Source organism: Streptomyces sp. ISL-94, from assembly GCF_018614075.1.
Taxonomy (GTDB): domain Bacteria; phylum Actinomycetota; class Actinomycetes; order Streptomycetales; family Streptomycetaceae; genus Streptomyces.
In genome coordinates this window covers 1-14,276 of record NZ_JAGGOZ010000079.1, presented here as the reverse complement: position 1 = coordinate 14,276, position 14,276 = coordinate 1, and the positions used below count along the sequence as shown (strand labels likewise).

General features: G+C 71.1%; 13 protein-coding genes. 5 read left to right on the top strand and 8 right to left on the bottom strand.

The genetic code is table 11. The features are described 5' to 3' along the window. The first annotated feature begins 21 nt into the window (after nt 1–21). The 3 genes from cseB to J7E94_RS23770 all read left to right on the top strand — a co-directional run bounded on the left by cseB (nt 22) and on the right by J7E94_RS23770 (nt 3,521). Nucleotides 22–735, top strand: a complete 714-nt coding sequence (gene cseB, locus J7E94_RS23780; RefSeq protein WP_215018711.1) for a two-component system response regulator CseB — start codon at nt 22–24, stop codon at nt 733–735. Then, the gene (gene cseC / locus J7E94_RS23775; RefSeq protein ID WP_215018709.1) at nt 732–2,048 is read left to right on the top strand and encodes a two-component system sensor histidine kinase CseC; all 1,317 of its coding nucleotides are present in this window, start codon (nt 732–734) and stop codon (nt 2,046–2,048) included. Before cseB ends, cseC begins: the two co-directional genes overlap by 4 nt. 270 nt (nt 2,049–2,318) lie before the next feature. Then, on the top strand, nt 2,319–3,521 hold the full coding sequence (locus J7E94_RS23770; protein ID WP_215018707.1) for a LamG-like jellyroll fold domain-containing protein: 1,203 nt from the start codon (nt 2,319–2,321) through the stop codon (nt 3,519–3,521). Nucleotides 3,522–3,551: 30 nt separating this feature from the next. Here J7E94_RS23770 and J7E94_RS23765 read toward each other — a convergent pair whose 3' ends face one another. Then, entirely contained in the window at nt 3,552–4,241 is a 690-nt protein-coding gene (locus J7E94_RS23765) for a M23 family metallopeptidase (RefSeq protein WP_374224491.1), read from the bottom strand. Between the two features lie 304 nt (nt 4,242–4,545). Between J7E94_RS23765 and J7E94_RS23760 the strand changes: the two genes are divergently transcribed. Further along, the gene (locus J7E94_RS23760; protein ID WP_215018705.1) at nt 4,546–7,536 is read left to right on the top strand and encodes an NACHT domain-containing NTPase; all 2,991 of its coding nucleotides are present in this window, start codon (nt 4,546–4,548) and stop codon (nt 7,534–7,536) included. A gap of 171 nt (nt 7,537–7,707) precedes the next feature. Here J7E94_RS23760 and J7E94_RS23755 read toward each other — a convergent pair whose 3' ends face one another. Then, complete coding sequence (locus J7E94_RS23755; RefSeq protein WP_215018703.1) at nt 7,708–10,233, bottom strand: ATP-dependent Clp protease ATP-binding subunit; 2,526 nt, start codon at nt 10,231–10,233, stop codon at nt 7,708–7,710. A 463-nt stretch (nt 10,234–10,696) separates the two neighbouring features. Here J7E94_RS23755 and J7E94_RS23750 point away from each other — a divergent pair, with 463 nt between their 5' ends. Further along, nucleotides 10,697–11,290, top strand: coding sequence for an SCO3374 family protein (locus J7E94_RS23750; RefSeq protein WP_215018701.1), 594 nt, complete (start codon nt 10,697–10,699; stop codon nt 11,288–11,290). Here the strand turns inward: J7E94_RS23750 and J7E94_RS23745 are convergent. The 6 genes from J7E94_RS23745 to J7E94_RS23720 form a co-directional block, all read right to left on the bottom strand. Further along, the gene (locus tag J7E94_RS23745) at nt 11,269–11,604 is read right to left on the bottom strand and encodes an Lsr2 family protein (protein WP_215018699.1); all 336 of its coding nucleotides are present in this window, start codon (nt 11,602–11,604) and stop codon (nt 11,269–11,271) included. The two genes, J7E94_RS23750 and J7E94_RS23745, sit on opposite strands and share 22 nt — an antisense overlap. Nucleotides 11,605–11,769: 165 nt before the next feature. Continuing rightward, a complete protein-coding gene (locus J7E94_RS23740; RefSeq protein ID WP_215018697.1) occupies nt 11,770–12,300 on the bottom strand; it encodes an amino-acid N-acetyltransferase in 531 nt (176 codons plus the stop codon). An 11-nt stretch (nt 12,301–12,311) separates the two neighbouring features. Next, on the bottom strand, nt 12,312–12,743 hold the full coding sequence (locus J7E94_RS23735; RefSeq protein WP_215018695.1) for a BlaI/MecI/CopY family transcriptional regulator: 432 nt from the start codon (nt 12,741–12,743) through the stop codon (nt 12,312–12,314). A gap of 108 nt (nt 12,744–12,851) precedes the next feature. Further along, nucleotides 12,852–13,019: a hypothetical protein gene (locus J7E94_RS23730; RefSeq protein WP_215018693.1), complete on the bottom strand. Its 168-nt coding sequence runs from the start codon at nt 13,017–13,019 to the stop codon at nt 12,852–12,854. A gap of 13 nt (nt 13,020–13,032) precedes the next feature. Next, the gene (locus J7E94_RS23725) at nt 13,033–13,698 is read right to left on the bottom strand and encodes a hypothetical protein (protein WP_215018691.1); all 666 of its coding nucleotides are present in this window, start codon (nt 13,696–13,698) and stop codon (nt 13,033–13,035) included. Nucleotides 13,699–13,803: 105 nt separating this feature from the next. Continuing rightward, the gene (locus J7E94_RS23720) at nt 13,804–13,989 is read right to left on the bottom strand and encodes a DUF397 domain-containing protein (RefSeq protein WP_215018689.1); all 186 of its coding nucleotides are present in this window, start codon (nt 13,987–13,989) and stop codon (nt 13,804–13,806) included. Nucleotides 13,990–14,276 lie beyond the last annotated feature (287 nt).

Genomic DNA, 14,276 nt, shown 5'->3' with positions numbered 1-14,276 from the left:
GAACCGAGGCGAGGCTTCCGCATGGCCGAGACCCATGTCCTGTTCGTGGAGGACGACGACGTCATCCGCGAGGCCACGACCCTGGCGCTGGAACGCGACGGGTTCGTGGTCACCGCCATGCCCGACGGCCTGTCCGGCCTGGAGTCCTTCCGCGCCGACCGGCCCGACATCGCGCTGCTCGACGTGATGGTCCCCGGCATGGACGGCGTGAGCCTGTGCCGCCGCATCCGCGACGAGTCCACCGTCCCCGTGATCATGCTGTCGGCGCGCGCCGACTCCATCGACGTGGTGCTGGGCCTGGAGGCGGGCGCCGACGACTACGTCACCAAGCCCTTCGACGGCTCCGTACTCGTGGCCCGCATCCGCGCGGTACTGCGCCGCTTCGGCCACGCCGGCGGCCGGCAGAACGGCGGCTCCGGCAGCTCCGACGAGGACCAGGACGCCGACCGCGGGGTGCTCTCCTTCGGCGACCTGGAGGTCGACACCGAGGGCATGGAGGTGCGCAAGGCGGGCGCGGCCGTGGCCCTGACCCCGACCGAGATGCGGCTGCTGCTGGAGTTCTCCTCCGCGCCCGGCACCGTACTGTCGCGCGACCGCCTGCTGGAGCGGGTCTGGGACTACGACTGGGGCGGCGACACCCGCGTCGTCGACGTCCACGTCCAGCGACTGCGCACCAAGATCGGCCAGGACCGGATCGAAACGGTCCGGGGCTTCGGATACAAACTCAAACCATGAGACGGTTCACCCTGCGCACGGGGATCCGCTGGAAGATCGCACTGGCCATCGCCGCCGTGGGCACGCTGATCACGGTCGCGCTCAGCCTGGTGGTGCACAGTGCTGCCCGTACGTCGATGCTGGAGAACGCCCGCGAGACGCAGCTGGACCGGGTGCAGTTCATCTCCCGCAACGCCGACGCGGGGCGCAAGCCCCCGATGGGCGCCAAGCTCAACGATCCCGAACTGCCCAACGACCTGCGCGAGAAGGCGCGGTCCGGGCGGCGCGGGACGTACATCCAGGAGAACCCGCGCGGGCTGCCCGAGGTGTGGGCCGCCGTACCGCTCGGCAACGGGCAGGTGCTGTCGCTGCACACGCAGTTCCGGGAGAGCGCCAACATGGTGCGCGACCTGGACCGGGCGCTGGTCGTCGGCTCCCTCGCCGCCGTGATCGCCGGCTCGGCGCTCGGCGTGCTCATCGGCGGGCAGATCTCGCGCCGGCTGCGCAAGGCCGCGGCCGCCGCGCAGCGGGTGGCGCACGGGGATCCCGACGTACGGGTACGGGACGCGGTCGGTGGTGTCGTACGGGACGAGACGGACGATCTCGCGCGGGCCGTGGACGCCATGGCCGATACCCTCCAGCAGCGGCTGGAGGCCGAGCGGCGGGTGACCGCGGACATCGCGCACGAGCTGCGTACGCCGGTGACGGGCCTGCTCACGGCGGCGGAACTGCTGCCTCCGGGCCGGCCGACCGAGCTGGTTCGGGACCGGGCGCAGGCGCTGCGCGCGCTGGTCGAGGACGTGCTGGAGGTGGCCCGGCTGGACAGCGCGTCCGAGCGGGCGGAGCTCCAGGACGTGGCGTTGGGCGAGTTCGTGAGCCGGCGGGTGACCTCGCTCATGCCGGAGGCGTCGGTACGGGTCGTCGCGGACGAGGTCGTCAGCACCGACCCGCGGCGGCTGGAGCGGATCCTGGGGAACCTGCTGGCCAACGCCGCGCGGTACGGGCGGGCGCCGATCCAGGTCGACGTGGAGGGCCGGGTCGTACGGGTCCGGGACCACGGGCCGGGCTTCCCGGAGGCGCTGCTGCGCGAGGGGCCGAGCCGGTTCCGGACCGGGTCGACGGACCGCGCGGGCGTCGGGCACGGGCTGGGCCTGACCATCGCGGAGGGACAGGCGCGGGTGCTGGGCGCCCGGCTGACCTTCCGCAACGTGGCCGCTCCGTGCGGCGTGGAGCGCCAGGGCGCGGCGGCGGGGGCGGTGGCGGTGCTGTGGCTGCCGGAACACGCGCCGACGGCGACGGGGAGCTTCCCCGTCATCAAGGTGCCGCAGGGCTGAGCGGCGGTCTTTCGGCCCCGCCGGCGTTGGAGGCCGTCTTTCAGCCCCGCCGGCGTTTGAGGCGCGATCCGAATGCCGTACGGCCGCCGGCTCCGGCCGCCGGGCCCCCGGCCCCCGGCCCCGGCCCCCGGCCCCCGGCCCAACTGCCGCGCACCCGGCCCGAGATCCCGATCCGCATGCCCGGCCGGGTACCGGCCCGGATTCCCGGCCGGATACCGGATCGGTACCGGGCCGTACGTCCCGAGGGGTGCGTGACTTAGCATCCGTGGCATGACCGACGGCACGAATCCCCCGAGCAACCCGCAGCCCGAGCCCGCCCCGGGGAGCGGCGGCTACGGGTTCCCGCCGGGACCGCCCGCGCCCGGCGGCTACGGCTTCCCGCCCGGCCAGCCCGGCCCGCCCGCGCCGGGCGGCGGCTACGGCTTCCCGCAGGGCGGTGGCTACGGCTACCCGCCGAACCAGCCCGCGGGCGGCGGCTTCGGCCCGCCGCAGCCGTTCGCGCCGGGTCCGGGCCTGCCCGGGTCCGACCAGGGGCTGCCGGTCATGCCGTCCGCCGATCAGCCGGACTGGGAGGCCATGGCCGACCGGTCGGCCGCCGAGCGGCGCAAGAAGCGGCTGTGGATGATCGGCGGCGCGGTGACCGTGCTGCTGCTGCTCGCCGGCGGCGGAACGTTCTTTCTGCTGAGGGGCGACAAGCCCGCCGACGACGACACGAAGGACGTCGCCGACAACCCGCCCTCCTCGTCCGCGCCCGCCTCGCCCGACCCCGAAGCGTCCCCGTCGAAGTCCTACTCCCCCACCGTCGCCAGCGACCCGTCCCTGCTCCGCGACAGCGTCGGCAAGACCAACATCCGCATGGGCCCCGAGGCCACGGTGCCCAAGGTGGGCGAGCGCCACGAACTGCGCCTCAAGGGCAACCCGAACTCGTACGCGCAGGCCACCGAGGCGGCCGTGGACACGACCAAGAGCTTCTCCCTCTCGGCCCGCGTCAACAACTCCTCCGCCGCGAAGGGCGCGCACATCGTCCTCAGCCAGGGCACCGGCGAGTCGTTCTCGCTGGAGCTGGGCGCCGACGAGGTGAACGGCCAGCAGGCCTGGGTGTTCCGCGTACGGACCACGGAGAAGGGCCCGAAGCCCACCCTCGTGACCGTCGCCGCGGAGGGGCTGAAGACGGTCAAGGACACGACGGTGCTGACGGCCGTCCACGATGCCGAGAAGAAGACGATCGCCCTCTACGTGGAGGGCAAGAAGGCCGGAGAGGCCCAGATCCCGGGGATCTGGCAGAACGCCGGCCCGTTGCAGCTGGGCCGGGCCCGCCACGAGAACGCCTGGTCAGGCGCGTGGCAGGGTTCCATCAACTACATCCGGTTCTACGGATCGGCCTTCACCGCTGAGCAGGCCGCCGCCTACCGCAAGGGCGAGCTCGACGACGCGGCGAAGGCCACCGGAACCCACTCCTGGGTGGTCGGCTGAATCGGCCGAATCGGGCCGAATCGGGCTGAATCAGATCGAGACGCCGGCGTTGCGCAGGAAGGCCACCGGGTTGACGGCCGAGCCGTAGTTCGGCGTGGTGCGGATCTCGAAGTGCAGGTGCGGGCCGCTGGAGTTGCCGGTGTTGCCGGACAGGGCGATCCGCTGGCCGGCCGAGACCTTCTGGCCGATCCGGACCTGGATCTTCGAGAGGTGCGCGTACTGCGAGTACGTGTTGTTCGCGTGCTTGATCACGATGGCGTTGCCGTACGCGGGGCCGTCGCCGCCGCCGCCCGGGCCCGCCTTGACGACGGTGCCGGCGCCGGCCGCCTTGACCGGGGTGCCGACGGGCACGGCGAAGTCCTGGCCGGAGTGCTTGCGCGACCACATGCTGCCGCCCTTGCCGAAGGTCGCGGACAGCGTGTACTTCTCGACCGGCTTCTGCCACAGGGCGGTCTTCGCGGCGGCGGCCTTGGCGGCCTTCGCGGAATCCGCGGCCTTGACGGCCTGGGCGGCCTGGGCGCTCGCCTGCTCGGCCACCAGCTCGGCGGTGCCGGCCGGCGCGGTCTGCGTGGTGTTGGCGAACGCGGCGGTCGGCCCGGCCCCCAGAGCCAGCACCGCACCGAGAGCGGTGGCGCCGACGGCGATACGGGTACGACGGGTGCTGACGCGCTTCGCGAACATGAAGCAGACCTCCGGGGCCGGGAACAGGAGCGGTGTCATGCCCGCCACGGGCATGAAGTGACCCGGCACGATGAAGCGCGTGCCGGGTGGACTCCACCTTGGTAACCCGCGCCCCCGGACTTCCCCAAACCTCCCCGTTACTACCCGGTCTCGTAGGTGAACGCAGGCGCTCGGCTCTATTGACGCGCGTCCCACCTGGAGCGAAGGCCCGCTCCGAAGCCCATTGGATCTACCAATCCACCTAGTACGTCCGATTTGTCCTGTGCGGCTTGTCACCGGCAGGGGACCTTCGACCCTCCCCTCCGGGACCATCGGCGGGCAACCGTCACTACGCTCGGGCGTCGTGGACTTATCGATGGTGGGAATCCGGCTGGCCTCGGGGGTCGTCACTCCCCTGATCAAGCACCTCTTCCGCACGGAGGGACCGGGCGCCGGCCTGGTGAGCGACCCGGTGCGGCTCTCCCCGTACGCCGCCTTCCACGAGAAGGGCACCCTGGACGCGGCGGACCTGCGCACACTCGCCGACAAGCTGGTGGCGGAAGCGCTGCGGACCCCCGGCGAGCGCCGCCTGCCGCCCGGCGAGGAGGCCGGCGTGGCCACGGCCCTCGCGGGGACCCTGTACGCGCTGGGCGACATCACCATGGGTGACGTACAGGCGGTCCGGCTCGACCCGGTGGCCCTCGCCCGGCAGCTGCGGAAGGCGGCGCCGTACCTGGGCCTCTCGCAGGACGCCGAGCTGTTCTACCAGGACCTCCTGGAGGTGACCTGCCTGCATGTCCTGCACTTCTTCACGCAGCGGTCCACCTTCGTCCCCAGCACGCTGGTCGAGCAGTCACGGCTGCTCCACGAGACGGTCGTCAAGCTCGACGCCCTGCTGGAGCAGCTCCTGCGCCGTGACCTCGAAGACGCGGAATTCGAGCGCACCTACCTGGCGGACATCGTCAGGACGCACAGCACGCTCACCATCTACGGCCTGGACCTGGACCCCGCCGCGGCGCGGTGGCCGCTGGACGTGGCCTACATCAGCCTGGAGGCCACGACCCCGCTCCCCCGCGGAACCGAGGACCCCCGTCACGGCACCGACGATCCGCGCGAGTTCCCCGGCCGGTTCGGGGCCGCTCCGGCCGAGGACGTGCTCACCCGCATCCCCCGGGCCCTGCTGCGCGGCGAGGCCGGGTCGGGCAAGTCCACGCTGATCCAGTGGCTGGCCGTCTCCGCCGCCCGCGGCGGGCAGGGCGGGCGGATCCCGTTCATCCTTCCCCTGCGCACCGTCACCCGGCACGGCGAGCGGCTGCCGCGGCTCAAGGACTTCCTGGCGGCCGTGGGCTCGCCGCTGGCCGGAGAGCAGCCGCCGGGCTGGGAGGGCAGGGTCATGCGGGCCGAGCGCGCGCTGGTGCTCGTCGACGGCCTCGACGAGGTCCCCGAGGCCGAACGGGCCCGGGCCCGGGACTGGCTCGCCAACCTGATCGGCGCCTACCCGGGCAACCGCTGGCTGGTGACCTCCCGGCCCTCGGCCGTACGGCAGGACTGGCTGGCGGACGCGGACTTCGAGGAGCTGGTCCTCTCCCCCATGAACCGGACCGAGGTCGCGGACTTCGTGGAGCGCTGGCACGAGGCGGCCCGCACGGGTCACGCCGGGCGGGACGCCGATCTCAATGCCCGTCGCGAGCAGCTGCTGGACTCCGTACGCACCAAGCCCGATCTGGCCCGGCTGGCGACGAATCCGCTGCTGTGCGGACTGATCTGCGCCCTGCACCGGGAGCGGCGCGGTTTCCTGCCCTCCGGCCGCAAAGAGCTGTACACGGCCGCCCTGTCGATGCTGCTGCACCGACGCGACCGGGAGCGGCGGGTGCCGCTGCCGGAGCTGGCCGAGGAGCCGCAGCTCCAGCTGCTCCAGCGCCTCGCGTACTGGCTGATCCGCAACGGCCGGACCGAAATGGACCAGGACCGGGCCAGAGCCCTGATCGCGGACGCACTGCCCGCCGTACCGGCGGCGGCCCGGGTGCTGGGCGATGCCCCGACCGTCTTTCAGCACTTCCTGGAGCGGACCGGGCTCCTGCGGACACCCACCGAGGACACCGTCGAGTTCGTCCACCGCACCTTCCAGGACTTCCTCGGGGCACGGGCCGCCCTGGACGAGGGCGGCCTCGGGGAGCTGGCCCGGCACGCCGGGGACGACCAGTGGGCGGACGTCATCCGCATGGCGGTCGCCCAGGGACGCCCGCGGGAGCGGGAGGAGCTGATCCGCGTACTGCTGGACCAGGGCTCCGAACGTTCGCTCCTGCTGGCCCTGGCATCCCTGGAGTACGCGGCTGAGCTGAGCCCGGCCCTGCGGGAAGAAGTGGAGGGGCAGGCCGCGCGCCTGGTCCCGCCCGCTGACATCACCCACGCGCAGCTTCTGGGACGACTCGGCCCGCTGGTCCTCGATCTGCTGCCGGGCCCCCGGCAGGCGCCCACGGAGGAGGAGGCCCACCTTGCGGTGGTCGCGGCCGGCGCGGTCGCCTCCGACCTCGCCATCCCCTTCCTGGCCCGCTACTGCGACCATCCCTCACCGGTCGTACGCGAGACCCTGGCCCAGCTGTGGCGCACGTTCGACAGCCGGCAGTACTTCTCCGAGGTCATCGCTCACCTGGACCCCCCGCCGGATCGCCTCACCGTCTCCTCGGAGGCGCAGCTGGAAGCACTCGACGGGGCCGCCCCGCCGGTGATCTTCGCCACCGGAGAGCTGTCACACCGGGCGTTGACGGACTGCCTGCGCCGGGTTCGACTCGAACAGCTGACCCTTTTCGACAACAGGCTGCTGACGGACGTGGAGTTCCTGCGGGGGCACGACACCCTGAAGAGCCTCTCCATCGCCCAGTGCGAGGCGATCCGTGACCTCGACGGGCTCATCGGGCTGCCCCTCGAATCGGCCATGCTCGTCGTGGCCGGCTCCCTGCCCCTGGGTGCCGTGACCCGCAGCTGGCGCCACCTGCGCCGGCTCACCCTGGAGGGCTCGTACGCCGACTGGTCCCTCCACGACCTCGACCCCCACGTCTCCCTGCGCTCGCTCCGGCTGGCCCGGGCCACTCCGTCCCTGGAGCGCCTGGTCCACCACCGGGAGCTGCGGAGCCTTTCGCTCGGCCAGGCCCCAGACAAGGCGGGCTGGGAGGCGATCGGACGCCTGCAGCAGCTGGAGCACCTGGAGCTGCCGGCCGCGGCACGGCTGGACACCCCGGACGCGGTCCGTGTGCCCTCGGTACGGGACCTCGTCCTCACTTCTCCCGAACCGGTGCGGGTCCCCGCGTACGTCGACTGGGCTGCCCGCCACTTCCCCCGCGCCAACCTCGGCTAGTGCTGTGGCCGGANNGCGGTCCGACAACGCGGCGAGGTGCGGTGCCGGGCGTCGCGCCCCGGCAAACCTTTCCGGCCACAGCACTAGGCCCTTTCCGGGTCCGCGGCGCATGCGAAAGGGGCGGCCCCGGGACTTCTCAGTCCCGGGGCCGCCCCTGTGTACCGCTACGCGTTACGCGCCCTTCGACAGGTCCGGGCCGGAGCCCGTGGCCTCGATCGGGGGGAGGTCCGGCAGGGCCGACTTCTCCTCGCCGCGGAAGGTGAACTTGGCTTCCGCGCCCTCACCCTCCTTGCCGACGACCACGATCTGACCGGGACGCAGCTCGCCGAAGAGGATCTTCTCCGAGAGCATGTCCTCGATCTCGCGCTGGATGGTCCGGCGCAGCGGCCGGGCACCCATGATCGGGTCGTAGCCGCGCTTGGCGAGCAGGAGCTTCGCGTCACCGCTCAGCTCGATGCCCATGTCGCGGTCCTTGAGACGCTCGTCGACCTTCGCGATCATCAGGTCGACGATCTGGATGATGTCTTCCTCGGTGAGCTGGTGGAAGACGACCGTGTCGTCGACGCGGTTGAGGAACTCGGGCCGGAAGTGCTGCTTGAGCTCTTCGTTGACCTTCGCCTTCATCCGGTCGTAGCCGGTCTTCGTGTCGCCCTGCGCTGCGAAGCCCAGGTTGAAGCCCTTCGAGATGTCCCGGGTACCCAGGTTGGTCGTCATGATGATGACCGTGTTCTTGAAGTCCACGACCCGGCCCTGGGAGTCGGTCAGACGACCGTCCTCCAGGATCTGGAGAAGGGAATTGAAGATATCCGGGTGGGCCTTCTCGACCTCGTCGAAGAGGACGACGGAGAACGGCTTGCGGCGCACCTTCTCGGTGAGCTGGCCGCCCTCTTCGTAGCCCACGTAGCCGGGGGGCGAACCGAAGAGACGGGAAACCGTGTGCTTCTCGCTGAACTCCGACATGTCGAGGGAGATCAGCGCGTCCTCGTCGCCGAAGAGGAATTCGGCGAGCGTCTTGGAGAGCTCGGTCTTACCGACACCGGACGGACCGGCGAAGATGAACGAGCCACCCGGGCGCTTCGGGTCCTTCAGACCCGCACGGGTACGGCGGATGGCCTGGGAGAGCGCCCTGATGGCGTCCTTCTGGCCGATGACGCGACGGTGGAGCTCGTCTTCCATGCGGAGCAGTCGCGAGGACTCCTCCTCGGTGAGCTTGAAGACGGGAATGCCGGTCGCGGTCGCGAGGACTTCGGCGATGAGCTCGCCGTCGACCTCGGCGACGACGTCCATGTCGCCGGCCTTCCATTCCTTCTCGCGCTTGGTCTTCGCCGCCAGCAGCTGCTTCTCCTTGTCGCGGAGAGAGGCCGCCTTCTCGAAGTCCTGGGAGTCGATGGCCGACTCCTTGTCGCGGCGCACGCCCGCGATCTTCTCGTCGAACTCGCGGAGGTCCGGCGGCGCGGTCATCCGGCGGATGCGCATCCGGGAGCCGGCCTCGTCGATCAGGTCGATCGCCTTGTCCGGGAGGAAGCGGTCCGAGATGTACCGGTCCGCCAGCGTCGCCGCCTGGACGAGGGCCTCGTCCGTGATGGAGACGCGGTGGTGGGCCTCGTAGCGGTCGCGCAGGCCCTTGAGGATCTCGATCGTGTGGGGGAGGGAAGGCTCCGCCACCTGGATCGGCTGGAAGCGGCGCTCGAGGGCCGCGTCCTTCTCGAGGTGCTTGCGGTACTCGTCCAGCGTGGTGGCACCGATGGTCTGGAGCTCACCACGGGCCAGCATGGGCTTCAGGATGCTGGCGGCGTCGATCGCGCCCTCGGCGGCGCCCGCACCCACGAGGGTGTGGAGCTCGTCGATGAACAGGATGATGTCGCCGCGGGTGCGGATCTCCTTGAGTACCTTCTTCAGGCGCTCTTCGAAGTCACCGCGGTAGCGGGAACCGGCGACCAGGGCACCCAGGTCAAGCGTGTAGAGGTGCTTGTCCTTGAGGGTCTCGGGGACCTCGCCCTTGACGATCGCCTGGGCCAGGCCCTCGACGACGGCGGTCTTGCCGACGCCGGGCTCGCCGATGAGGACCGGGTTGTTCTTCGTACGGCGGGACAGCACCTGCATGACCCGCTCGATCTCCTTCTCGCGCCCGATGACCGGGTCGAGCTTGGATTCGCGGGCAGCCTGGGTGAGGTTGCGGCCGAACTGGTCCAGGACGAGCGAGGTCGAGGGCGTGCCCTCGGCCGGGCCGCCGGCCGTGGCCGACTCCTTGCCCCCGCCGGTGTAGCCGGAGAGCAGTTGGATGACCTGCTGCCGGACTCGGTTGAGATCGGCGCCCAGCTTCACGAGGACCTGGGCGGCGACGCCCTCGCCCTCGCGGATCAGGCCGAGCAGGATGTGCTCGGTGCCGATGTAGTTGTGGCCGAGCTGGAGGGCCTCTCGGAGCGAAAGCTCCAGGACCTTCTTCGCCCGCGGAGTGAAGGGGATGTGGCCGGACGGGGCCTGCTGCCCCTGACCGATGATCTCCTCAACCTGCTGGCGAACAGCCTCGAGCGAAATCCCGAGGCTCTCCAGGGCCTTAGCGGCGACACCCTCACCCTCGTGGATCAAGCCCAGGAGGATGTGCTCGGTGCCGATGTAGTTGTGGTTGAGCATCCGGGCTTCTTCCTGAGCCAGGACGACAACCCGCCGCGCGCGGTCGGTGAACCTCTCGAACATCGTTTATCGCTCCTCAGAGCGGTCGGGCAGTTCGGGGTCGGTCCCCGCCCTGTCCTTCCGCATGCTAGTCCCGCGGGGCGGGACAGCTCATTCCAACTGCCGACATCCGTCCGCGGCTCACCCCCACGTCGGTGAGGAAAACCGGCCTGAACAGCCGACAACTGCTCCAACCCGATAGTGGGAGACGATGTTCCCGCAGGCCAGGCAGATACCCGTCATGCGTGTACGCCGATGGCGAACGGGACCTGCTCAAATCAGCGTGTCGCCCCGATCCACTAGGAATGTCTTACCCGTGAGGACCGACACTCCATGCCGGAGGCACCGGTGTCCTCCGCTAAGGGCGAACACGGTTCCGTCCCGAATGCGGGACTCCGCCCCGGCGGATGTTTACCCTTCGCACAGGTACGGGCGCACTGCGTGACGACGGCCGTAACCCCGGAGCGTTTCAGCAGTTGCTCCGGACATGGCCGCAACCGCCGTACCCGCCGCGCCCGCCGTCACCGTCCCGCTGCCCCGCGTACCGGCCGAGGAGGACGCGTACGCCTCCTGGTACGAGCGGGTGCTCGGCTGGGCCGTCACGGGCGGGCCGCCCGTGCAGCTCGTCACGGGTATCCGGTTCGACGTGCTGGAGCTGCCGTCCGATGCGGGAGCTGCGCTGCTGCGCAGGCCGGTCGACACGGGCCCGGTGGCGCTCATGGGGCGCCGGATGCGGTTCCTGGTGGCCGCGGGGAGCGCAGACGAGCTGGAGGGGCTGCTCGACTGGCTGGAGTGGGGCGGGGTCGCCCTGGATCTCGCCGCCCTGGGTGCGGGTGGCCGGATCACCGCCCCGGCTCCCCCGGGGCCGCCCCCGAGCCCTCGGGGAGCCGCCGTGTGGCTGCGGCCCCCCGAGCAGGGGTGTGAGGCCCTGCTTCCCGCCCTGCCGGGTCCCGGCCGGGGCGGCGGGCCCGGTCGCGGGCCCGATCTCGTACGCCTGGTGGCCTCGGCGGCGACGGAATGCCACCGCGCGCGCCTTCGGCGTCGTACGACTCGGCCTGATCAGCCCTTGGCCTTCTCGTAGGCCTCGCGGATCTCGGCCGGGACGCGGCCGCGGTCGTTCACGTTGTAGCCGTTCTCCTTCGCCCACGCGCGGATCTCGGCGGTGTCCGGGTTGCCGGCGGAGGCGGCGCGGCCCTTGGCGCGGGCTGCGGTCGCGCGTCCACCGGTACGGCGGCCGCCCTTGGTGTACGGGTCGAGCAGACCGCGGAGCTTTTCAGCGTTGGCGGTGGTGAGGTCGATCTCGTAGGTCTTGCCATCCAGAGCGAACGTCACCGTCTCGTCCGCCTCGCCACCGTCGAGGTCGTCGACAAGAAGGACCTGAACCTTCTGTGCCACCGGGATTTCCTTTCATCGAAAAGCAGTACGCGGAAAGGAAACCGCTTTTGCCTGGAAAACACAAACCCCCGGGGAGAGGTTCGAGACCGCAACGGGGCGGGAAACGTGCGCGATTCGGACATAGGCCACAGGCGGGCGGCGCACGGGAAAAGCCGCGGTGATCGATCAGAGGTGCAGAAGCATCCGACTGTTGCCCAAGGTGTTCGGCTTCACTCGTTCGAGACCGAGGAACTCTGCCACGCCCTCGTCATAGGAACGCAGGAGCTCCATGTAGACATCGGTCTCCACCGGGGTCTCGCCGATCTCGACGAAGCCGTGCTTCGCGAAGAAGTCCACTTCGAAGGTCAGGCAGAAAACCCGGCTCACCCCGACCTCGCGGGCGGTCCGCAACAACTGCTCCAGCACGCGATGGCCGACGCCGGCGCCCTTCAACCCGCGGTCGACGGCGAGAGTGCGCACTTCGGCGAGGTCTTCCCACATCACGTGGAGAGCGCCGCAGCCGACCACCTGGCGGTCGGAGTCGCGTTCCGCGACCCAGAACTCCTGGATGTCCTCGTAAAGGACGACCGGGGCTTTGTCGAGCAGGATCCGCTGCTGCACGTACTGGTCGAGCAGGCGGCGCAGCGCGGGAACATCACCGGTGCGGGCGCGGCGGATCGTCACTGTTTCTGCATGTGCAGCGGAAAACTCTCCCATGCGACCGGACGCTATCGCCCCGGCTCCTGCGGGCGCTCGGCGGACTCCCCTTCGGTGGGCTGGGTCTCCGCGGGTGACTCGTCGCCGTGCTGGACGACCCTTACGGCGTCCCGGAGGGCCTCGCGCTGTTCGGCGGACATCATGCCGAAGAAGGCGACGAGGGCGGCCGCGGGGTTGTCACTCGTCGACCAGGCTTCGTTCATCAGTGCGGCCGAGTAGGCGGCGCGGGTGGAGACCGCCGTATATCGATAGGCGCGGCCTTCCGCTTCGCGGCGGACCCAGCCCTTCTGATGGAGATTGTCCATAACGGTCATGACCGTGGTGTACGCGATGGACCGTTCCTGCTGGAGGTCTTCGAGTACTTCTCGAACGGTGACCGGGCGGTTCCACTGCCACACCCGCGTCATGACGGCGTCTTCGAGTTCTCCCAAGGGGCGAGGCACAGCAGCACGATAGTGCGGGTTGTGTGGAATTGCCCGACTATTCGGCCGCCAACGCGCAAGAAAAATCGGGCGCACGGCCGGTGCCGTGCGCCCTTCGTATCGGGGTGCCTACTTCTGGTGCGGGCGGGCGGCCTCGGCCCGGGCGATCACGGCGTCCACCGCCGCGTCCTCCTTGGCCTTGTTGGCGCCGCCCTGGCTCTTCACGATCGTCACGACGAGAGCGATGAAGAACGCGGCCATCACGACGGGGGGCACGAGCGCGGAGACGTAGTCCATGCCCCCAGCGTAGCTAGCCGACGGCCAGCCCGGCCGCCGGGGGCGGGGTGGGCTTGCGGCGTGGTGGGAACACCTCGCCGGGGGTCGGGATCGGGCGCGGGGGCTGCTCGGGGGCCTGGGGCTCCTCGGGCTGCGGCTGCGGCTGCGGCTGCGGCTGCGGCTGCGGCTGCGGGGCGGGCGGGGGGCCGGGGCGGCGCTCCTGGCCGCCGCCGGCGCCGCCGCCGGCGCCGCCGCCGCCCGCGAGGGCGAGCAGCCGGGTCCGGGGGGCGGGGGTGGTCGTCAGGCGCCGGCGTACGGAGCGCTCCGCCACGGACTGGGCCCGGTCCAGCACCGCGGCCGCGACCGGGTTGGCCCGCAGGGCGCGCAGGGCGGCGAGGTCGTCGGGTACGGGCTCGTAGCCCGCGGCCAGGGCGTCCTGGAGCAGTTCGAGGTACCCGGAGAGGCTGCCGGGCAGGGCGGCCCGGTAGCGGGCCAGATCCTCCAGCACGAAGGCTCTGAGCCGGCCCGCCTCCTGGACCACGTCGTCCACCGACTGCGCCAGGCGCAGGCAGTCCTGGACCTCCGCGGCCGTGAGGGGGGCCGAGGAGGACTGAAGGGCGTGGGCGAGCGAACGCCTGAGCACGAGCAGCTCAGCTGCGCTGAACGCCATGCCGCCGCGGGATCCGTAGGGCGTGGGCATGGGCCGAAGATACGCGCTAATCGGACAAAATCCCCTGAGGGTGATCGATTTCGGCGTTTCGGCGTTTCGGCGCGGCGGCGGGGCGGTGGGGCGGCGGGGCGGGGCTCAGCCGGATTCTTTGACGGCGCGGAGGAAGGCGGTCCAGGCGGCCTGGGTGGTGGCGAGGACGAGGTGCGCGGGGTCCGCGTGGTCGGCGACGCGGACGAGTGTTCCGGGGGCGGCGGAGACGTAGACGCAGGCGTCTCCCTCACCGCAGAACGAGGACTTCTGCCACGTGGGCTGAGCGGTCATGGTGTCTCTCCTCCGGGCACGGTCGCCGGTATTTCCCGTCAGGGGACGGTATATCCGTGGCGGGGGCGGGCCACAGCCTTTTGGGGAATTCGGTGGTTCGTGGCGCCGGGCGGCGGGGCCGGGTTGCCGCTGCGCGGGGCCTTCCCCACCCCGCCCCTTCCCGAAACTTGGGGCTCTGCCCCCAGGCCCCCGCGCCTCAAGCGCCGGCGGGGCTGGGGGTGCGGCTCGATTGCCCGTGCGGCTTGAAGACCTGGGGCTCCGCCCCAGACCCCGCTCCTCAAACGCCG